Here is a 21,494-nt window from a genome sequence, read left to right on the forward strand (position 1 = left end):
AGGTTCTGAGGTTCTGAGGTTCAGAGGTTCAGTAGAGACGCACTGTTGTGCGTCTCTACAATTTTTTAATTGATCCAATTCTAAAAATACTGCTTTTAAAACTTAGCTCCTTAGAATCTCAGCATCTTAGCACCTTATTTTTTAAGTAAATAACGAATTACAGTTTCAGCGGCATGAAGTCCAAACAAACCAGGCATGTAGCTGTTAGTTCCGTAAAAAGATTTTTTAAAATTTTTCCCGTCAGTCAATTTTAAGCTGTTTTCATCTTGAATTTCAGATGAAAAAACTACTTTTAATTTATTGATTTTTACGGCTTTTAATCGCTTACGAATTGCTTTTGAAAAATAACAGTTAATAGTTTTAGAAATATCAGCCACTTTTACTTTAGAAGCCAGCATCTTTCCTCCTGCTCCCATACTGCTGATGATTTTTACTCTTTTACGTTTTGCTGCAATAATCAAGTTTAATTTTGGCGTAATACTGTCAATACAATCCAAAACATAATCAAACTCAGAAGAAACGATTTCAAAAGCACGCTCTGGCGACAAAAATTCCTGAACACGAGTTAATTTCAATTCGGGATTAATATCCATCAAACGATCACCTACAATAGTAATTTTAGGCTGACCAACTGTTGAGTGCAAAGCAGGCAATTGTCGGTTAATATTAGTAATATCTACAACATCGCCATCTATAATTGTCATATTTCCTACTCCTGCTCTAGCCAAAAATTCAGCTGCAAATGATCCTACTCCGCCTAAACCCACTACTAAAACATTTGCTTTTTTTAGATTTTCTAATCCTTCTTTGGTAAATAAAAGCTCAGCTCTTTCCGTCCACTCTGCCATATTATATTTTTTGTTGTTTTTGTTTTTTTATTTGTTTCAAGTTTCAGGTTCACTGCCTGTCAGACTGAGCGAAGTCGAAGTCCAATTTGAGTGCCCCTTCGACTTCGCTCAGGGTGACAAACTTATTTTACTTTTTACTACTTACTTCTCACCAAAAACTCTTTCAAAATTTCTTTTAATATTTTCTTGTAATTCTTTAAGTGTGCTATTTTTATATATTACTGCCAAATCGTAAACCTGCTGAATACCTTCTTCAATTGTATCTGTTTCTAAAAAGAATCGATCGTCAGGGATATTTAGAAACACATCTTTCAAACTCGGGTTCTGCAATAAATATTTCCCGAATGAAATATAAAATCCTGCTGTAATAAGCTGTTCGGCAATTTGACTATTTTTAGAAAAACCGTGAACAATCATTGGAACTGAAATTTTCATTTTCTTTTTGATTGCAATAATTTCCTGAAATGCAGCAACACAATGAATAACAACTGGTTTTTGGTATTTCTGGGCTAAAATCAATTGTTTTTCAAAAACCTGAATTTGAATTTCTAGCGGAATTTCAACACGTTTATCCAAACCACATTCTCCAAGTGCTAAACAATTTTTGGTCTGCAGTTTCTCTTCAATAATTCTCAAATCATTTTCTAAACGATCTTCTTTAATATACCAAGGATGAATTCCAATTGAATAATAAGGAATTGATGCATCAAACTCCTGCGGGTATTGATTTACCAATTCTAAAATATTAGACTGATTCGTAAATTGATGTGTATGAAAATTAAAAAAGTCCATTAATGAAATGTTTTTACACCAGCTTTAATTTCTATTTTTAAATCATTTTCTAACGGAACAATTGGGCAGGAATACTTATGATTGTAAGCACAATACGGATTGTAAGCTTGATTAAAATCGATTGCAATTGTATTTCCCTTTGGAATTTTTAGATCAATATATCTTCCGCCTATATAACTTTCTTTCCCGCATGTTAAATCTGAGAAAGGAAGAAACAAATGATCTTTATATTTTTCTTGTTTCGACAGTTCAATATTTCTATAGACATTCAACTGCATTTCAACGCCATCAATTGTAAAATAAATCGTTCCGTATTTTACATATTTTGGCGTTCTGGTCCCAGTAGTTTTCATTTCAAAAACCTTTTCATTCTCTGCTTTTTCAAATCTTGCATTAACAAAATACTTTTCATTAATGGGATAAAAATCCAATGTTTTAAACGTTTTCAAATCCTCTTCCATCAACGGACTTGTCTTAGCATCAGCATATTCTGAGTTAATTTGCTTCTGAAATTTTTCGGCCTCAACACTCTTGAATTTCTTTTGGCCGAAACCAAAACTAAAAGTTAAAAGCAAGCTTAGGATAATGTAGTTTTTCATCGTAGAAATTTAGTGCAAAAATAGTTTAAAAGTAACAAAATGACAACGGCAGAACGTGACAAAGTTTTCTAACTTTGTTGCAAATTTTAATCATCGCAATGCTCAAAACTGCTTTTAGTCACTATATAAACAACTTTAAAGGATTTTCTAGAGAAATCTGGATACTTACAATTATCACTTTTATCAATCGAGCCGGAACAATGGTACTTCCTTTTTTGTCTAAGTATTTAAAAGAGGATCTTCATTTTACCTATAATCAAGTTGGCTGGATTATGGTTGCGTTTGGTTTAGGCTCTATGCTTGGTTCTTGGCTGGGAGGGAAATTATCTGATAAAATTGGATTTTATAAAATCATGATTTTTAGTTTGTTTACCACAGGAATTTCAATGTTTCTAGTACAATTTGTTACCACTTTTTGGGGCTTATGTATTGCGATGTTTGTTTTAATGACTATTGCTGATATGTTTCGACCTGCAATGTTTGTTTCATTGGGAGCTTATGCAAAGCCCGAAAATAGAACTCGTGCATTAACACTGGTTCGTCTTGCTGTAAATTTAGGTTTTGCTGCTGGACCTGCACTTGGCGGTTTAATAATTATGGGAATAGGCTATTCTGGACTGTTTTGGGTTGATGGTGCTTCTTGTATTATTTCGATTCTAATTTTTGCATTATTAGTTAAGGAAAAGAAAAAAGTCGATCATGGTGACAAAACTGAAAGTGCCGCTGACGTCAAATCTGTATTTCATGATGGAATATTCTGGGTTTTCTTATTTGTAAGTTTCATAACGGCTATGATTTTCTTTCAGCTTTTTACAACGCTTCCTTTATATCATAATGAAAAATTTGGCCTAAGCGAACTTCAAACTGGTCTTTTAATGACTTTAAATGGTCTTTTGATTTTTGCTTTAGAAATGCCGACGGTTGGTTTTATGGAAAGACGAGGATTTCCTAAAATCAAAATAATAATTCTAGGATCCTTTGTAATGGCTTCGAGCTTCTTTCTTTTATTAATTAATTTTTGGGCTGGAATGTTAGTAATCAGTATGATCTGTATTTCGATTGGCGAAATCTTAACCTTTCCGTTCTCAAATGCGTTTGCCTTAAGCCGTGCTCCTCGAGGTCAAGAAGGACGCTATATGGCGCTTTACACCATGAGTTTTAGTCTCGCGCATATTGTGAGTTCTAAAATTGGATTTGAAATTATCTCTGATTTTGGCTATCAAATAAATTGGTTATTTATGGCTTGTATTGGAATAATTGCAACTCTTTGCTGCCTTTGGATAAAAAAAACTTTACAGCAGGAAAAAAAATAAACAAATCCTTTATTTAAAACTAAATCATTAAAATTCAATTCATTAACTTTGAACTTGAATAATTTTTCTATGCCTTTTATTCTTGAATAACGTCTTTTTTAGTTAAATAACTATTTTTATAGTTGCGTAACTAAAAAAATAGTTATAGCTTTGAATTAAAATTAAAAGACATGCAAAAGTTAACCAACAAAGAAGAAGAGATAATGCAAATTTTATGGAAGTTGAAAAAAGCTTTTGTAAAAGAAATTCAGGCAGAAATAACTGAAGACCAACCGCATTACAATACCCTTTCGACAATAGTTCGAAATCTGGAGGAAAAAGGTTTTGTAGCGCATAATGCATTTGGAAACACACATCAATATTATCCTGCTGTAACTCTTGAAGCCTACAGCAAGAAATACATGAAAACGGCAATTGACAACTATTTTAATAGTTCTTATAAAAATATGGTTTCGTTTTTTGCCAAAGAAGAGAAAATCTCTGCAGCTGAATTACGCGAGATATTAGCTATGATCGAAACTCCAAAAGAAGAAAAATAATGGTTATGGAAGCACTTTTCATTTATATTGCAAAATCTACAGGTTTAATCGCACTATTTTACGGTGCTTATCAAGCTTTACTTCGCAAGGAGACATTTTTTAACAGCAACAGGTGGTTTTTATTGACTGGTTTAATAACAGCTGTAGTTTTACCTTTAGTAGTTTACACTAAAGTTATTTGGGTTGATCCTGCTCCATCATTTAATATTGACTATTCTCAGCTTCAGTCGTCGCAAATTACCCAAGAAACTTTTGAACTCAATTGGAACTATATTTTAATAGCGGTTTATGCTGTCGTTTTTTTGGCATTGATTGTAAAATTTGCTTTTGATTTTTATAGTTTAAATAGGATTTTAAAAGGCCGAAAAGTAAAACAACAGGCTGATTTTAAATTTATCGATGTTGCCGAAAACATTGCGCCTTTCTCCTACTTTGATTATATCGTATACAATTCATCAATGTATAACACACAAGAGTTGGAAAATATTATTGAACATGAAAAAGTGCACAGCGAACAAAATCATACCATCGATGTTTTAATCGCACGTGTTTTTTGTATTCTCTTTTGGTTTAACCCAATTGTTTGGCTTTATAAAAAAGCAATTGTTCAAAACTTAGAATTTATTGCTGACAAGGAAGCCGCAAAAAAAATATCAGATAAAAAAGCATATCAATACACGCTTTTAAAAATAACAACGCATGAAACCTGCGTTGCAATCACCAATCATTTTTATCAATCATTAATCAAAAAACGAATCGTTATGTTAAACAAAAATCAATCAAAAAAACGAAATTCTTGGAAATACTATACTGTAATTCCAGCTCTTGCCGCTTTTGTGTTCTTATTTCAAATTGAAGTAATTGCAAAAGAAAAACAACTGGTATTAAAAGGAGTTTCTGAGAAAAAAGAATCAGAGGATATCTACAAAATCAAGAAAAATTCTACTGATAAAGAATTAAACGAAATCAAAGAAAACTTAAAGAAAAAATACAATATTGATTTCGAAACATCTGAAATAAGAAGAAATGCAGAGAATGACTTAACATCAATTAAAATTGATATTAAAAACGGAACTCAGCAGGTACAATCTATTCAAACAAAAGGCGATCAACCTATTAAGAGTTTCGGAATAGTTGTTACGACAGATAAAGAGGGCAGTAAAAAAGTTGGTATTCAAACTTCTGATGAAACTAACGATTCTAAAACTGGCAAAAAAGCAAAATTTGTAAGCAGCACAAAAACAATAACTAAATCAAATACTAATGATAGCAATAATTCTGATGTTAGTGCAAAAACTGACACTAATATTAATACAAATATTAGCACTACTGTAACGACAGATTCTGACAATAATATTACTACAAAAGTAATCACTACAGATGGAAATTCTTCTTCAATAACGATTTCGAATTCTACTAGAAGTAATATGAAAAAAGGCAATCAATTAGTAGTTGTAAATGGAACTGTAATGTCAAGTGATTTTAATCTTGAAGATGTTAAACCAAATGAGATTAAAACAATTGTTATATCTAAAGGAACTCAAGCAAAAGCTAAATATGGAGAGAGCGGATCGAATGGTGTAATTGAGGTTGAAACATATAAATAACCTAAAAATGCAAAAGTTAACCAACAAAGAAGAGGAAATCATGCATATTTTATGGAAGCTTAAAAAAGCTTTTGTAAAAGAAATTCAGGCAGAGATCACTGAAGATCAACCGCATTATAACACACTTTCGACTATTGTTCGCAATCTTGAAGAAAAAGGCTTTGTGGCACACAATGCATTTGGAAACACTCATCAATATTATCCTGCAATTAGTTTAGAAGCTTACAGCAAAAAGTACATGAATACTGCGATCGACAACTATTTTAATAGTTCATACAAAAATATGGTTTCCTTTTTTGCCAAAGAAGAGAAAATCTCTGCAGATGAATTACGCGAAATCTTAGCTATGATCGAAACTCCAAAAGAAGAAAAATAATCGATATGGAAGCACTTTTTATTTTTATTACAAAATCAAGCGGTTTATTAGTACTGTTTTATTGTGCTTATTTCTTTTTACTTCGTAAAGAAACTTTTTTCAATAGTAACAGATGGTTTTTACTAGCTGGATTATTCACCTCTATTATTTTGCCTTTTTTGGTGTACACCAAAATCGTTTGGGTCGACCCCGTGCCAATAATTGAAAACTTTAATTATACTCGAGGCTATTATCCGCAGACTATCGAAAAAGAATCTTTTGAAATTAACTGGAATTATGTTGCAATTGCCGTTTATGCTCTTGGATTTCTGGCTTTAATTATAAAATTCGGAATGGATTTTTATAGTTTAAATTCCGTTTTAAAAGGCAAAAAAATACAACAACAAGCTGATTTTAAATTTATAGATGTAAATGAAAACATTGCTCCTTTTTCCTATTTTGATTATATCGTATACAACTCATCAATGTATACAGAAGCTGAATTAGAGAATATTATTGAGCATGAAAAAGTGCACAGCGATCAAAATCATACAATAGATGTTTTGATTTCTAGAGTATTTTGTGTGCTGTTTTGGTTCAATCCAATTATCTGGCTGTACAAAAAAGCAATTCTGCAAAATCTCGAGTTTATTGCCGACAGTGAAGCTGCCAAAAAAATTTCAGACAAAAAAGCGTATCAATACACGCTTTTAAAAATCACGACACATGAAAGCTGTGTCGCAATCACCAATCATTTTTATCAATCATTAATCAAAAAACGAATTGTCATGTTAAACAAAAATCAATCAAAAAAATGGAATTATTGGAAGTATTACGCCATACTTCCCGCTCTTGTCGCTTTTGTGCTTTTATTCCAAATTAAAACTATAGCGCAAGAAAAAGAACGAAAAGAAGCTCAAGAAATTACTTCAAAAACAGATCCTATTATTGTATTCAAAATCAAGAAAACAACAACTGATCAGGAACTAAAAGAAATGACGGCTAAACTTAAAAAGGAGCATGATGTAAATGTTGTTGTTTCTAATGTTATTAGAAATTCTAATAATGAATTAACAGCGATTAAAATTGATATCGACAAAGGAACTGGAAAAGCACAAACTTTAGAGATTGAAGGCAATAATCCTATTAATGAAAGCGGTATTGTAATTACAACAAACAGCAATGGCACTAAAAAAGCCGGCATTCTTACTGGTGAAGAAATTGACGAACCAATGACAACAGGAAATCCTGTTGTAGAAATTAAGCATTTTAACGGTAAAGATATGCCTGAACCGCCAGTTCCTCCTGCAGCACCAATAACTTCGGCACTACCTCCGCCGCCTGCTCCTCCTGCACTGCCTGAGCTACCTAAAAACCTAGAGCTTCCTGCTCCGCCAAATATGTCTAAAATGCCAAAAGCACCAATACCTCCAAGAAATTTTGAGGATAAAGCTGCAGTGAAAAATTTCGAAAAAAAGATGGCGGAATTTGAAAGAAAAATGGAAGCTTTTCAACCGCAATTATCAGCTTACGAAAAACAAGTAGATGAAATTATGGCTAAACGTGAAGGCGGCTATGATAAAGAAATGGAAAAGTTCGAAATTGCGATGGATAAATTTAACGCAGAAATGGACAAATATAACGCTCAAATTGACCAGCAATTTGGAGGCGATTTTGAAAAAAAGATGGAACAATTTGAAAAAGAAATGAAAGTATACGAACAGAAGATGAAAGTATATGAAAAAAACATTCAGAAATTTGAAAAAGAGAATAAACGTTCTTAATCTTAAATTTAAGAATATGTTACAAAAAAGACTTTGCCTGACCGCAAAGTCTTTTTTTTGTATCTTTGCGCAAAATTAACCTGCGATGTACAAATTTTTAGCCAAATTAAATAAAATACTCTTACCAAGTTTTACCAAACAAGGTTTAGATATTTCTAAAGCAAAAAAATGGCAAATGGCTATTATTGGTTACAGAGCTTTTATTACTAAACGAGCTTTAGAATAATTGAGTTTAGAATAAAAAACGTCTTTGAATATTGATATTAAAAAATCGAATTCAAAACAGCAGCATAACGTAAATGAACCGCAATGAGATAAAATTTGCGTTCACTTTACATGAATTTCTCCATGAAAAATAAAGAATTAAATATCCCTCCAGTTCCTGCAGTACTTTTAGCAATTCTAAGCGTCCAATGCGGTGCCGCAATTGCAAAAACTCTTTTTCCTGCTATTGGAGCAGCTGGAACAGCCTCTATCCGAATTGGTGTTTCGGCATTGATTTTACTTTTAGCATACAGACCCAATTTAAAGCAGATCAAACCTAACCAATGGAAAATTGTAGTACCTTATGGTTTGTGTTTAGGAGCTATGAACTTAACTTTTTATTTGGCTATTGAACGAATCCCAATTGGATTAGCCGTTACTTTAGAATTTATTGGTCCGCTGTTACTTGCTATAATTGGCTCAAAACGCTTAATTGACTATTGCTGGGTATTATTGGCCGCAGCCGGAATTGTTTTAATAGCACCGTGGTCAAATGACGCCATAGATACAGTAGGAGTTTTGTTTGCACTTTTGGCTGCAGCGTTATGGGCGACTTACATTATTCTGGGCGGGAAAGTTTCAAAAATAATGCATGGTGGTCAAGCCGTTGCAACTGGTATGCTGTTTGCCTCGCTGCTAATTTTACCTTTTGGTTTTTATGAAAACGGATTACTTAACCTTACTCCTAAACTTTTTGGTTATGGCGTTGCCCTTGCCCTTTTGTCAAGTGCAATTCCGTTTACTTTAGAGATGAAAGCACTAGGACAGCTTCCTCCCCGCACATTTAGCATTTTAATGAGTTTAGAACCGGCCGCCGCTGCAATTTGTGCGTTTCTATTTCTTCAAGAAAAACTAAACTTTTACGAGATCCTAGCAGTAGTTTGTGTTGTATCTGCCTCTGTCGGCGCTACATTAACAGCAAAACGATAAAAAAACAAAAGCCTTGCAAATACAAGGCTTTCATAAACGTAGGTATTGTTTTGGAGATTGTAAATTATTTCTTTGGCAATAATACTGTGTCAACAACATGAATTACACCATTTGATTGATTGACGTCGGCAATTGTAACTTTAGATTTATTTCCGCTTTCATCACTTATATATAAATCTTTTCCTTTCATCCAAGCCGTTAATGTTCCGCCATTTACCGCTTTTATAGTCGCTTTTCCTTTTCCTTCTTTTATTGCTTTTGCAATGTCTGATGCATTCCATTTTCCTGCAACAACGTGATAAGTCAAAATATTTTGAAGCATTTTTTTATTCTCTGGTTTTAGCAATGTTTCAACAGTTCCTTTTGGCAGTTTATCAAAAGCTGCATTCGTTGGGGCAAAAACAGTAAATGGTCCTTTTCCTTGAAGTGTTTCTACTAAATCAGCAGCCTTTACAGCAGCAACCAATGTTGTATGATCTTTTGAGTTAACGGCATTTTCAATAATATTTTTGTTCGGATACATTGCAGCGCCGCCTACCATTACTGTTTTTTGAGCAAAAGATGTAAATCCTAACGCTAAAGTTAAAATTGCTGCAGCTAAAAATTTTCTAGTTTTCATAATTAATGTTTTAAGTTATATCTTCATTTACGGAGAACTTTTTCTTTTGGTTTTAAAGAAATCTGAAATAATCTCAAATAATACTTAAATATTTTCAAAATCGATTATAAAACAAGCTTTTAGCTATCCAAAACTTTTTTAATTATTTTTAAAGAGACGATGATTTTTGTCTCTATTTTATTATTAACTTTAAATTCAAAACCAATTCATTATGGAAAATCTACCTAAAAAAGTCAGAAGTAAAAAGTTAAACACAAGAGTTGATTTAACCGCAATGGTCAGCGTTTCGTTTTTGCTAATTATATTTTTTATGGTTGTTGGAGAATTGTCTAAGCCAAAAGTCCTTGATTTTAACTTACCAGATAGGTATCAAGGTTGTGGAGGTGGACCGATTGCGTGTTACAGAGGTGAACGTTTTTACACCATTTTATTAGGAGATAACAATAAAATAATAACTTACGATGGTTTATATACTCCAATAAAAAAAGGCAATTATAGTAAAAATGAATTTCGCCAGAATTTAAGACTTACTAATAAAAGAATACTACAATATTCAGCTGCAATCGGTAAACCGAACCGAGGCGCTATTGTATTTATAAAACCATCTGAAAAAAGTACGTATGGCAATTTAGTCGATATTTTAGAAGAAATAAGACTTGCGAATATAGAAACATATACAATAATAAATGAATTCACACCAGAAGAATCAAAATTACTAGCTTCAAAATAAAGCTTCTTGCGAAAACGACTGGCCCTAGCCCTGATCGAAGCGGCATCCTTTTTCTGGCTCCTTTAGCCAGGAAAAGATATAGCGGAGAGCAGGAAACAGCTCCTTAACCTTAAAATACTAATTCTTTAAATTCCAAAATCTAATTGGGATGCGCTTCGACTTCGCTCAGCGCGACAACTTGAAACTTGAAACAAAAAAAAAAAAAAACTTGAAACAATAAAATAAAAAAAAAGTCCCACATTACTGTGGGACTTTCTATTTAGAGGAAACTAAGAATTATTTTTTCTCAGTTTTTTCCATTTTAGCTTTTAATGCAGCTAATACATCATTATTATCTCCTAAAGTTGCAGCTGGTGCATTAGTAGTAGAGTTAGATGAAGTATTTTCAGTTGCAGCTTTCACGTTTTTCTCTTCTTCTTCTCTGAAGATAGCAGTGTGAGAAGCAACTACTCTTTTGAATTCTTTGTTGAATTCGATTACTTTGAAATCAGCGGTATCACCTTTTTTCAATTTCTTTCCGTCTTCTTTTTCAAGGTGACGAGTAGGAATGAAAGCAACGATATCATCTCCGAATTCTACAGTAGCTCCTTTGTCAACGATTTCAGAAATCTCACCATTGTGGATAGTTCCTACAGCGAAAGAATCTTCGTATTGATCCCAAGGATTAGCAGTAGTTTGTTTGTGACCTAAAGATAATTTACGTCCTTCAACATCTAATTCTAATACAACTACATCAAGTTTCTCACCAACATTTACAAATTCAGATGGGTGTTTGATTTTCTTAGTCCAAGAAAGGTCAGAAATGTAGATTAATCCATCAATTCCTTCTTCTAATTCTACGAAAATACCAAAGTTTGTAAAGTTTCTAACGATACCTGTATGTTTAGAACCTACTGGGTATTTAGAAGTAATGTCAGTCCATGGATCTTGAGTTAATTGTTTGATACCTAATGACATCTTACGATCATCTCTGTCAAGAGTTAAGATAACTGCTTCAACAACATCTCCAACTTTCACGAAGTCCTGAGCAGAACGTAAGTGAGTTGACCATGACATTTCAGAAACGTGGATTAAACCTTCAACACCTTCAGCAACTTCGATAAATGCACCGTAATCAGCGATTACTACTACTTTACCTTTTACTTTATCACCAATAGTTAAATTAGCATCTAAAGCATCCCATGGGTGAGCGTTTAATTGTTTCAATCCTAATTGAATTCTTGTTTTCTCATCATCGAAATCAAGGATTACAACGTTTAATTTTTGGTCTAATTCAAGAACTTCACTTGGGTGGTTGATTCTGCTCCAAGAAAGGTCAGTAATGTGAATTAATCCGTCAACACCACCTAAGTCAATGAACACACCATAAGAAGTAATGTTTTTAACAACACCTTCTAATACTTGTCCTTTTTGTAATTGACCGATGATCTCTTTTTTCTGTACTTCAATATCAGCCTCGATAAGTGCTTTGTGAGATACAACAACGTTTTTGAATTCGTGGTTGATTTTTACCACTTTGAATTCCATCATTTTGTTTACATATACATCGTAGTCTCTAATTGGCTTAACGTCAATTTGAGATCCTGGTAAGAACGCCTCGATACCGAATACGTCAACGATCATACCTCCTTTAGTTCTACATTTAACAAAACCGTTAACGATTTCTCCAGTTTCATTAGCTGCAATAACTCTATCCCAAGATTTGATAGTACGTGCTTTTCTGTGAGATAATACTAACTGACCTGTTTTATCCTCACGGATGTCGATTAATACTTCAACTTTGTCACCTACTTTTAAGTTTGGGTTGTAACGGAATTCATTTAAAGAAATAACACCTTCAGATTTAGCATTGATATCAACGATAACGTCTCTATCTGTAATTCTAACAACAACTCCTTCAACTACTTCTTCTTGATCTGTAGCGATGAAAGTTTTTGATACTAGTTCTTCAAACTCTTGTAAGTTTTTCTCATCTACTGCATCAATTCCTTCTTGGAAGTTATGCCAGTTAAAATTTGCTAAAAACTCTTCTTGTGATTTTAATTGTTCAGACATGCTGATAAAAAATTTGTATTCTGTTTTTCTTGAGTTTCTCAAAGCGATAGAAAAAACAGAAGTTGTTTTACATAAATGGTTGATACCTAATGGAAACTCTTCTCTGCCAAAAGGTTTGCAAAATTACTACAAATTTCTGTACTTACAAAATAAATTCAAATGATTATCAGTCAATTGCTCTGAAGCAGACGATTTTGGGTTTTTCAAGGTGTAAAGTCCCGCTATCCGTTACAAACGAAGTTCACTGAACTCCGATTAAAATAAAAGTTAAGTGAAGTAATCTTTTATGCCGAACCCCGGCACAAAAGGATTTTCACTTCTATCGGGGCTAGATTAGAATATTTAGTAGTTTTTAAGAGTCTTTTTACTGATTTCTAATAAACCAACAGGTTTACTATCCGTAACTACCTTTGTCAAAGTTTGAAACTTTGACAAAGGTTTAAAATCAAACTTCTAACGATAATTTTACTTATTTTTACTTTATGACCATAACACTCGACGAAGTAAAACAAAAAATAGAAACGTTCCATAAAAATGGACAAGTTATCACTGCTGTTTACTGGCTTTTAAAAAAGTACAATCTCAAAAATAAGAATTTAAAAGGGTTTGAATTTAGAGAAAAAGCAAAACCTGATTTTATTTTAATGACTACTGAAGGCGAATTTGGAAAACCACAAATTATCAGAATTCCAGAAAACACTTTTGAATTCCCATTAGAATTAATGCTTATCCTTATTGCTCACGAATTGGTTCACGTAAATCAAAAAACAGTAAAACCCTATGTTCTTGATAAAAATGAACGGGAATGGCAAGCTTATTACGAAATGAATTTTCACAATCTATTTCCACAAGTTCCTGAAATATCCAATTTTCACAAAAAGTTTTTCGCACAAAAAGGTTTAGAATATTATAACCGAATGGGAGAAGGCTCGGAACTGCAGCAAAAATATGCTCAACAAAAAAAGCAAGTCGATGATTTGATTATCTCATTAGAATAAACTCTTAAAACAACAAATCCGACAGATTTTAAAATCTGTCGGATTTGTTGTTTATGATACAAACATTTATTCTTAATGACTCAAATTCTCTATCTCTTTCGGGTCATGTTTATGTTTAAATAAAACAGCAAACGCAATCGCAATAACCAAAGCATAAGCCGCAAACGAAAGCCAGATTGTATGCCAGTCTTTCATCAAAATTGGATTAGCAAAAATACCATCAGTAGAAATTGAATTTCCTTGATCTTTTACAAATTCTAACATCTTAGAATTCGCTACATCTGTTTGTAAAAACCCAGCTAATTCAGCTGTATTGGTAAATGATTTTGTAAAGAAACGATCAATAGCCCAACCAGAAGTTAAACTTCCTAAAACAGCTCCTACTCCATTTGTCATCATCATAAACAAACCTTGCGCAGAGGAACGAATTTTAGAATCAGTATTACTTTCTACGAATAATGAACCTGAAATATTAAAGAAGTCAAATGCCATTCCGTAAACGATACAAGACAAAATAATCATCCACAAACCACCAACAGGATCTCCAAAAGCAAATAATCCAAAACGTAAAACCCAAGCCAGCATACTAATTAGCATAACTTGTTTGATTCCGAAACGTCTCAAGAAAAACGGAATCGCCAAGATAAACAACGTTTCAGAAACTTGAGAGATAGACATAATAATAGTCGAATACTGGATCACAAAAGAATCAGCATACTTTGGAAAATGTTTAAATTCGTCTAAAAACACATCTCCATATGCATTTGTAAGCTGTAATGCTCCTCCTAAAAACATAGAAAAAACAAAAAATAAAGCCATTTTGTAATTTCCAAATAATTTAAAAGCTTCTAAGCCCAAAGTTTCTGTTAACGAAGCATCTTCTTTAGTTAAACGCTGCGGTTCACATTTTGGCAATGTAAAAGCATAAATTCCTAAAATTAAAGCCCCAATTCCAGCAATATAAAACTGATATTCCGTTGCTTTACTTCCGCTTAAATTAGTAATCCACATTGCAGCAATAAAACCAATTGTTCCCCAAACACGAATTGGTGGAAAATCTTTTACAATATTTTTATTATTCAACTTCAGGGAAGTATAAGAAATTGAATTACTTAATGCAATTGTCGGCATATAACAGCACATTGCAGCAAACATCACATAAATAAAATTATCTGGAGTAGTCACATGAGCAATTCCAAATAAAACTGCTGCATAAGCAATATGCAAAACACCATACAATTTTTCGGCATTTACCCATCTGTCAGCAATAATTCCAGTTAAGGTCGGCATGAATAAAGAAGCAATTCCCATGGTTCCAAATACTAAACCAAATTGTGTTCCTTCCCAATTTTTGGTTCCAAACCAATAATTTCCAATTGTAATAAGCCACGCTCCCCAAACAAAAAACTGAAGAAAGCTCATTACAATTAACCTATTTTTAATTCCCATATATTGAAATTGTCTTTTTAATAAAAATGAAGCGGTAAAACTACCATTAAAAATAATATCTACAAAAAATTAAATGGTTTTTAAAGCATCATTTACCAATTCTAAAACGGCTTCAAACTGCTCTTTTTTATTTAAGTAAGAATTATCTATTTCTATTGCATCATCAGCTATCACTAAAGGCGAATCTTCGCGATGTGTATCAATATAATCTCTTTCCACTACATTCTTTAAAACGTCTTCATACGAAACATCATCTCCTTTTTGCTGTAATTCATCAAAACGTCTTTGTGCGCGAGTTTCGGCACTGGCAGTCATAAATATTTTAAGTTCTGCATTTGGAAAAACAACGGTTCCTATATCTCTTCCATCCATTACTATTGCTTTGTTTTTTCCCATTTCCTGCTGCTGCTCTACTAATTTAGCACGTACTTCAGAAACTTCTGCCACTTTACTCACAAAATTAGAAACCTCAATAGTTCTAATTTGTTTTTCGACATTTTCACTATTCAAATACATTTCGGCAAAACCCAATTCAGTATTAAATTTAAATTCCAACTGAATCTTTGACAAAGCATTTATCAGAGCACTTTTATCAAAAAAATCAACTCCAATAAATTTACTCTGCATGGCAAAAAACGCCACTGCGCGATACATTGCTCCTGTATCGACATATACATATTCAAGTTCTTTTGCCAATTGTTTTGCTAATGTACTTTTTCCTGTTGATGAAAATCCGTCGATAGCAATTGTAATTTTTCTCAATTTTTTATGTTTTAATTTTTAATCCTAAAAGCCTCTAGTAATAAATACTCATCAAAATATCAGATTCTGAGTTATCTATGATTTTAGCCATTCTTTCAAAATACTTTTTGTTGACCATTGGACAGCCAAAACTGTTACAAATGTAACCATCTTTCTCTTTATACGGAACATCATAATAGTAATGAAAAACAATATCTCGCTTAAAAGCATTACTATTAGTTGTGTCCAAACCACGCAGTCTATATGCCTTTCCGAACTTACCAACATAAGAATTCCCGATCGAATATCTGCCTAATGAAGTACTTAACGAATTTGGCACATTGCTAAATTTAAGTTTCCCTTTAGTTTTTGTTTCAGAACCTGAACCATGAGCAACCAAACCTTGATCTATAATTTTATTTGTTTTTAAATCATAAACAAAGAATCGATTTTTTCCAGACGGTATTTTCATGTCAATTAAAAACACAATATCCTGATTGTATTTCGAATCTTTCTTAATCAACTTTTTTACTTCATTTACTTGAGAACTAAATCTTTCTTCTTTTTTTTCTTTCTCTTTCGAGTTTTCATTTCTGTAAACAAATTTATAAACTGCAAATGCTAAAAGAATAAAAGCTGCGGCAAATAATATCTTTTTCATAAATAACTAAGGCAAAAAAAATCCTTTTAAAATCGGAAACACTATTGTTTACAATTATAAAAGGACTATACTTTTTAAAGTACTGACAACTATTATTTTAATAATAAATATCTAAGATAATATTCGACTTAGAACTATCAATTATTTTTTCAATTCGTTTAAAGAACTGCTCATTCACCATTGGACAACCGTGACTATTACTTATGTAATAATCTTGTTCGTCATAAGGAACCGCAGAATAGTAATGTAAAACAATTGCTCTTTTTAAAGCATTATTGTTAGATTCTTCTAATCCGTTTAGTCGATATGCTTTTCCAAAAATCCCTTTATAGCATTTTTCAATAACATATCTGCCTAACGCAGTACAATTGGAGTTTGGTGTATTGCTAAATCTAAGCAACCCTTTTATTCCAGTTTCTGAACCAGAACCATGTGCAACAAGCCCTTGATCTAAAACCTTGTTGTTTTCTAAATCGTACACAAAAAAGCGATTTTTTCCAGAAGGTACTTTCATATCAATCAAAAAAGCAATTTTTGTATTGTATTTTTTATCGATAGTAATCATGTTTCTTATGTCGCCTATTCTGCTGTTGATTCTTTCAATTTCTAAACTGGTAATAGATTCTTCTTTGAAGTAATGGTTTGTGCCCGTAAATAACCCCACAGTCATAAACAAAAATAAACTAAATATTTTCATACAAATTATTGAAAATTTAAAATTAGACCAAAAAGACTTGTATTCGCCGCCAATGTGTATCTCGAATATGAATAATTAAACTTTAATTTATTCATTTTCAGACCAAATCCTAATGAAACTCCTGAAAAATTACGCTTTTCTTCTACTCGTAATTCTTCCCCTCTTCTAAAATTATATCCTAAACGCAGATTTATTGCTTTTTTAGGAAATAACTCCACACCAAAAACAACATGCCTTAAAGCGTTGTTAACAAACGAAACTTTCTCGCTGCTTGTCGATCCATCGATATTAGTTTCACTTCGAACGGGATTCGAAAATGAAATATTCCATTGTTGCAAATTCTCTAATGTAAGATGCCAGCGAATAGGAATATGTTCTAATTCTTGCGATGCTCCTGCAGTAATTTCAAAGGGCAAATTTTCCTGTATTCCTGAGTAGGTTGTAAATTGTGTACCAATATTGCGGATTACTAAAGCCAAATTTACGTTATTTTTTTCAAATATATACAAAAATCCTAAATCAATAGCACCTCCAATAGAATTATAACTCTCTAAATTTGAAGTTATTAACTTAACATTAGCTCCAACATGAAAATCCGTATAGGGAACATTGTAGGCATATCCCAGCGATAATGCACCTTCACTTCCTCTAAAATCTGATGTTGACTGCCCATTTTCATCATAACCTTCAAATGATCCGTAGTTTATATAATTAACTCCGGCATAAAATGTTTGCACGTGTCGATCATAGGTATAGGCATACGAAGCACTTCCATAAGAAGCTTGTCCGTAGTAATTTCCATAATTTAAAGCTAGGTGATTATCCATTTCGTCATTTAAAACTGCAGGATTAGACATTGCCTGATTAACATCTTCATCATAAATAGTGATCGTTTTACCTCCTAAAGCTGCCTGTCTTGGCGATGCTGTCAAATTTAAAAATTGATAGGTGTAACGCCCGCCAACTTGTCCGAATGAAACCGAACAAATGAATATTATAAAAAATAAAACACAATGTTTTAACATTCTTTTCTTGGCGTTCCTATATGGGAATAACGCAGTTGCGAAGGTAAAATTATAAACCTAAAAAAATAAATTACAGTAAAAAAAAATCCAAATCCCAATCTTAATTAAAAATTGGAATTTGGATTTTAAATAGTTTGTGCTTCAAATAGAAGTTTTTATTTCAATACTTTAGCATTTTTCACATTTTGATCTGTAAGTGCTAAAGCCAATACTTCGCTCATTTCTTTTACATAATGAAAAGTAAGTCCTTCTAAGTATTCCGCTTTAATTTCATCAATATCACTTTTATTCTCGTGACACAAAATAATTTCTTTAATACCGGCTCTTTTTGCTGCTAAGATTTTTTCTTTAATTCCGCCAACTGGCAATACTTTGCCGCGAAGCGTAATTTCTCCAGTCATAGCAAGATTTTTCTTCACTTTCTTTTGTGTCAATAACGAAACTAATGAAGTCAGCATTGCAATACCTGCGCTTGGGCCATCTTTTGGAGTTGCTCCTTCCGGCACGTGCAAGTGAATATTGTATTTTTGAAATAGCTCAATTCCTAAACCTAACTTTTTAGCATTGGCTTTAATGTATTCAAGGGCAATTGTAGCCGATTCTTTCATTACATTTCCAAGGTTTCCTGTAATGGTTAAAGCCCCTTTCCCTTCAGAAATTAAGGATTCTATAAATAAAATATCTCCGCCAACACTTGTCCAAGCTAAACCTGTTACAACTCCTGCAACATCATTATTCTCGTATTTATCACGCTCTAATCTTGGTACGCCCAAAACTTTTACAATATCTTCGTCTGTAACTTTTTTGTTATACTCTTCTTCCATCGCTACCGCTTTTGCAGCATTACGAATTACTTGAGCAATTTTAGTCTCAAGATTACGAACACCTGATTCTCTTGTATAACCTTCAACAATTTTTTCTAATTGTTTTTTTCCAATAGTTAAATCTTTAGACGTTAATCCGTGTGCTTCTAATTGCTTTGGAAAAAGATGCCTTTTAGCAATTTCTACTTTTTCTTCAATTGTATAACCAGACATTTTTATAACTTCCATTCTATCACGCAATGCAGGCTGAATTGCCGCCATATTGTTTGAAGTGGCAATAAACATAACCTTAGATAAATCATACCCCATTTCTAGGAAATTATCATAAAAAGCACTGTTTTGCTCTGGATCTAAAACTTCTAATAATGCAGATGATGGATCGCCGCTGTTACCGTTTGACAACTTATCGATTTCGTCTAAAATGAAAACTGGATTTGATGTTCCTGCTTTTTTCAAACTCTGAATAATTCGTCCCGGCATTGCACCGATATACGTTTTTCTATGTCCGCGAATCTCTGCTTCGTCACGTAAACCACCTAACGAAATACGAACATATTCACGACCTAGAGCTTCGGCAACTGAACGTCCGATAGAAGTTTTTCCAACTCCTGGAGGTCCTGTTAAACATATAATTGGCGATTTCATGTCATTTCGCAATTTTAAAACTGCCAAATGTTCAATCATCCTTTTCTTAACTTCATCAAGACCAAAATGATCTTTGTCTAATATTTTCTGAGCGTGTTTTAAATCAAATTTGTCTTTAGAATATTCACCCCAAGGCAACTCTAAAAACAACTCTAAATAATTGCGTTGAATTCCAAAATCTGGTGATTGCGGATTCATACGGCGCATTTTAGATAATTCTTTCTCGAAATGCTTCTGCGTTTTTTCGTCCCATTTTTTGGTTTTCGCTTTCTGCCCCATTTCGTCCATTTCTTCTTCCTGCGAAACACCTCCCAATTCTTCCTGAATGGTTTTCATTTGTTGGTGCAAGAAATATTCGCGCTGCTGCTGATCTAAATCAAAACGAACTTTTGACTGAATATCATTTTTTAATTCCAGCTTTTGCAGTTCTACGTTCATGTAACGCAAAGTCTCAAGAGCTCTATCTTTTAATCCGTTTATAGATAACAAACCTTGTTTTTCTTTTACGGATAAATTCATATTAGAAGAAACAAAATTGATCAAAAACGACTGGCTTTCAATATTTTTTATCGCAAATGTAGCTTCTGATGGAATGTTTGGACTTTCTTTTATAATTTGAATTGCCAATTCTTTTATAGAATCTAAAATAGCGGTAAACTCTGTATCGTTTTCGTCTGGACGCTCTTCTGAAACTTCTTTGATTGTAGCGGTTATATAAGGTTCTTCTGAAACAACTTCGTCAATTTCAAAACGTTTTTTCCCTTGTAAAATAACCGTCACATTTCCATCGGGCATCTTTAAAACACGTAAAATTCGTGCTACAGTTCCTATTTTATGAATATCATCTTTTGATGGATCTTCGTCTTCTTCGTTAATTTGAGAAACTACTCCAATAATTTTTCCACCTGCATTGGCATCATTTATCAGTTTAATTGATTTGTCTCTTCCTGCAGAAATTGGAATTACAACTCCTGGAAATAAAACAGTATTACGTAATGGTAAAATTGGAAGCGAAACAGGAAGTTCTTCATTGTTCATTTCCTCCTCGTCCTCTGGAGTTAATAATGGAATTAATTCTGCTTCTGAATCAAATTCTTGAAGTGACAGATTGTCAATAGTAAGTATTTTATGATTTGACATAATAATATATAAGTCGTTTTGTCATTAAAAGTTTAATCCAAATTGCAAATGGAGCATAAAAGATTATAATTTCTATTAAGTACTGCAGTTACAAGATAGGCCATAAAATTAGACAATCATTATGCCAAATCCAAAATAGTCAGTTTTGAATTTTTTATTTTAACTAGTATTTGCATTTATTTCTAAAAAAAATAAAATTATTTTTATAAAACTGTAACAAACAAAAAAAAGCACCGTCCTTATAAAAAACTAGCAACCATTACTTGAGTATAACTAATCAAAATATCGAAGAATTAATTGCACTTTGTAAAAACAATAATCAAAAGGCTCAATTCGAAATTTACAATCGCTATTCTAAAGCTATGTACAATATCGCTTATAGAATTGTAAAGGACGAACATTTTGCACAAGACGTCATGCAGGAGGGTTTTTTGAAAGCTTTTACAAAGATTAACGATTACAAACAGGAAGTAGCGTTTGGAGCTTGGCTCAAAAAAATTGTAATTAATTACAGCATTGATTTTTATAAAAAAAACAATGCTTTCCAAATGGAAGACCTGAACAAAACGCTTTATAAAATTGAGGAAGATAATTCTATTTTATCCGAAAATATCGATCTCAATTCACTTAAGGTACAGCAGGTTCTGGACACAATTTCAGGTTTAAAAGATAACTACCGAATGGTTTTGACCTTATTTTATATTGAGGGTTACGATCAGGAAGAAATCTGCGAAATCTTGAATATTAGTTATGCGAATTGCAGAACTACGCTGAGCAGGGCTAAAGAAAGTTTACGAAAAAAATTAGAGGATTTATGAGATCGCCAATTAAAAAAAGTTTGTGCGCACAAACGCCGGTAAATAAAAAGCGATATCATCT

21 protein-coding genes are annotated in these 21,494 nt (G+C 32.7%); 10 read left to right on the plus strand and 11 right to left on the minus strand.

The window, feature by feature from the left end:
* Positions 1-134: 134 nt before the first annotated feature.
* The 3 genes from B0A75_RS17575 to B0A75_RS17585 form a co-directional block, all read right to left on the minus strand.
* Positions 135-848, minus strand: a complete 714-nt coding sequence (locus B0A75_RS17575) for a tRNA threonylcarbamoyladenosine dehydratase (RefSeq protein WP_089055567.1) — start codon at positions 846-848, stop codon at positions 135-137.
* A 141-nt stretch (positions 849-989) separates the two neighbouring features.
* Positions 990-1,640 (minus strand): TatD family hydrolase, encoded by a 651-nt coding sequence (locus B0A75_RS17580; RefSeq protein ID WP_089055568.1) that lies wholly within the window; start codon positions 1,638-1,640, stop codon positions 990-992.
* Positions 1,640-2,239 (minus strand): DUF1684 domain-containing protein, encoded by a 600-nt coding sequence (locus tag B0A75_RS17585; RefSeq protein WP_089055569.1) that lies wholly within the window; start codon positions 2,237-2,239, stop codon positions 1,640-1,642. The genes B0A75_RS17580 and B0A75_RS17585 overlap by 1 nt, the downstream gene beginning before the upstream one ends.
* Positions 2,240-2,337: 98 nt before the next feature.
* Here B0A75_RS17585 and B0A75_RS17590 point away from each other — a divergent pair, with 98 nt between their 5' ends.
* The 7 genes from B0A75_RS17590 to B0A75_RS17620 all read left to right on the plus strand — a co-directional run bounded on the left by B0A75_RS17590 (position 2,338) and on the right by B0A75_RS17620 (position 9,031).
* Positions 2,338-3,552: an MDR family MFS transporter gene (locus tag B0A75_RS17590; RefSeq protein ID WP_089055570.1), complete on the plus strand. Its 1,215-nt coding sequence runs from the start codon at positions 2,338-2,340 to the stop codon at positions 3,550-3,552.
* 170 nt (positions 3,553-3,722) lie between these two features.
* Entirely contained in the window at positions 3,723-4,091 is a 369-nt protein-coding gene (locus B0A75_RS17595; protein ID WP_089055571.1) for a BlaI/MecI/CopY family transcriptional regulator, read from the plus strand.
* A gap of 5 nt (positions 4,092-4,096) precedes the next feature.
* Positions 4,097-5,698 carry a M56 family metallopeptidase gene (locus tag B0A75_RS17600; RefSeq protein WP_089055608.1) on the plus strand — a complete coding sequence of 534 codons (1,602 nt, stop codon included), beginning with the start codon at positions 4,097-4,099 and terminating at the stop codon, positions 5,696-5,698.
* A gap of 7 nt (positions 5,699-5,705) precedes the next feature.
* Positions 5,706-6,074 (plus strand): BlaI/MecI/CopY family transcriptional regulator, encoded by a 369-nt coding sequence (locus B0A75_RS17605; protein WP_089055572.1) that lies wholly within the window; start codon positions 5,706-5,708, stop codon positions 6,072-6,074.
* Positions 6,075-6,079: 5 nt separating this feature from the next.
* The gene (locus B0A75_RS17610; protein WP_089055573.1) at positions 6,080-7,837 is read left to right on the plus strand and encodes a M56 family metallopeptidase; all 1,758 of its coding nucleotides are present in this window, start codon (positions 6,080-6,082) and stop codon (positions 7,835-7,837) included.
* Positions 7,838-7,922: 85 nt separating this feature from the next.
* Complete coding sequence (locus B0A75_RS17615; protein WP_089055574.1) at positions 7,923-8,063, plus strand: SsrA-binding protein; 141 nt, start codon at positions 7,923-7,925, stop codon at positions 8,061-8,063.
* Between the two features lie 122 nt (positions 8,064-8,185).
* The gene (locus B0A75_RS17620; RefSeq protein WP_089055575.1) at positions 8,186-9,031 is read left to right on the plus strand and encodes an EamA family transporter; all 846 of its coding nucleotides are present in this window, start codon (positions 8,186-8,188) and stop codon (positions 9,029-9,031) included.
* A gap of 64 nt (positions 9,032-9,095) precedes the next feature.
* Here the strand turns inward: B0A75_RS17620 and B0A75_RS17625 are convergent, their stop codons facing one another.
* Positions 9,096-9,650, minus strand: a complete 555-nt coding sequence (locus tag B0A75_RS17625) for a fasciclin domain-containing protein (protein ID WP_089055576.1) — start codon at positions 9,648-9,650, stop codon at positions 9,096-9,098.
* Between the two features lie 211 nt (positions 9,651-9,861).
* Here B0A75_RS17625 and B0A75_RS17630 point away from each other — a divergent pair, with 211 nt between their 5' ends.
* Positions 9,862-10,380 carry an ExbD/TolR family protein gene (locus tag B0A75_RS17630; protein WP_089055577.1) on the plus strand — a complete coding sequence of 173 codons (519 nt, stop codon included), beginning with the start codon at positions 9,862-9,864 and terminating at the stop codon, positions 10,378-10,380.
* A 276-nt stretch (positions 10,381-10,656) separates the two neighbouring features.
* Here the strand turns inward: B0A75_RS17630 and rpsA are convergent, their stop codons facing one another.
* Entirely contained in the window at positions 10,657-12,435 is a 1,779-nt protein-coding gene (gene rpsA / locus B0A75_RS17635; protein ID WP_068840655.1) for a 30S ribosomal protein S1, read from the minus strand.
* Between the two features lie 482 nt (positions 12,436-12,917).
* On the opposite strand from rpsA, the gene B0A75_RS17640 reads away from it, so the two are divergent.
* Positions 12,918-13,433, plus strand: coding sequence for a hypothetical protein (locus tag B0A75_RS17640; RefSeq protein ID WP_089055578.1), 516 nt, complete (start codon positions 12,918-12,920; stop codon positions 13,431-13,433).
* 72 nt (positions 13,434-13,505) lie between these two features.
* Here B0A75_RS17640 and B0A75_RS17645 read toward each other — a convergent pair whose 3' ends face one another.
* From B0A75_RS17645 to lon, 6 genes are all read right to left on the minus strand, one after another.
* Positions 13,506-14,882, minus strand: coding sequence for a nucleoside permease (locus B0A75_RS17645; RefSeq protein ID WP_089055579.1), 1,377 nt, complete (start codon positions 14,880-14,882; stop codon positions 13,506-13,508).
* Positions 14,883-14,951: 69 nt separating this feature from the next.
* Complete coding sequence (gene cmk / locus B0A75_RS17650; protein ID WP_089055580.1) at positions 14,952-15,644, minus strand: (d)CMP kinase; 693 nt, start codon at positions 15,642-15,644, stop codon at positions 14,952-14,954.
* Between the two features lie 34 nt (positions 15,645-15,678).
* Positions 15,679-16,284 carry a murein L,D-transpeptidase catalytic domain-containing protein gene (locus tag B0A75_RS17655; RefSeq protein WP_089055581.1) on the minus strand — a complete coding sequence of 202 codons (606 nt, stop codon included), beginning with the start codon at positions 16,282-16,284 and terminating at the stop codon, positions 15,679-15,681.
* Between the two features lie 97 nt (positions 16,285-16,381).
* Positions 16,382-16,981 carry a murein L,D-transpeptidase catalytic domain-containing protein gene (locus B0A75_RS17660; protein ID WP_089055582.1) on the minus strand — a complete coding sequence of 200 codons (600 nt, stop codon included), beginning with the start codon at positions 16,979-16,981 and terminating at the stop codon, positions 16,382-16,384.
* A 5-nt stretch (positions 16,982-16,986) separates the two neighbouring features.
* Complete coding sequence (gene porQ, locus B0A75_RS17665; protein ID WP_089055583.1) at positions 16,987-18,006, minus strand: type IX secretion system protein PorQ; 1,020 nt, start codon at positions 18,004-18,006, stop codon at positions 16,987-16,989.
* A 155-nt stretch (positions 18,007-18,161) separates the two neighbouring features.
* Complete coding sequence (lon, locus tag B0A75_RS17670) at positions 18,162-20,615, minus strand: endopeptidase La (protein ID WP_089055584.1); 2,454 nt, start codon at positions 20,613-20,615, stop codon at positions 18,162-18,164.
* Between the two features lie 263 nt (positions 20,616-20,878).
* Here lon and B0A75_RS17675 point away from each other — a divergent pair, with 263 nt between their 5' ends.
* Positions 20,879-21,433: an RNA polymerase sigma factor gene (locus B0A75_RS17675; protein WP_089055585.1), complete on the plus strand. Its 555-nt coding sequence runs from the start codon at positions 20,879-20,881 to the stop codon at positions 21,431-21,433.
* The last annotated feature ends 61 nt before the right edge of the window (positions 21,434-21,494 follow it).

This window comes from Flavobacterium oncorhynchi (genome assembly GCF_002217355.1).
GTDB classification, from domain to species: domain Bacteria; phylum Bacteroidota; class Bacteroidia; order Flavobacteriales; family Flavobacteriaceae; genus Flavobacterium; species Flavobacterium oncorhynchi.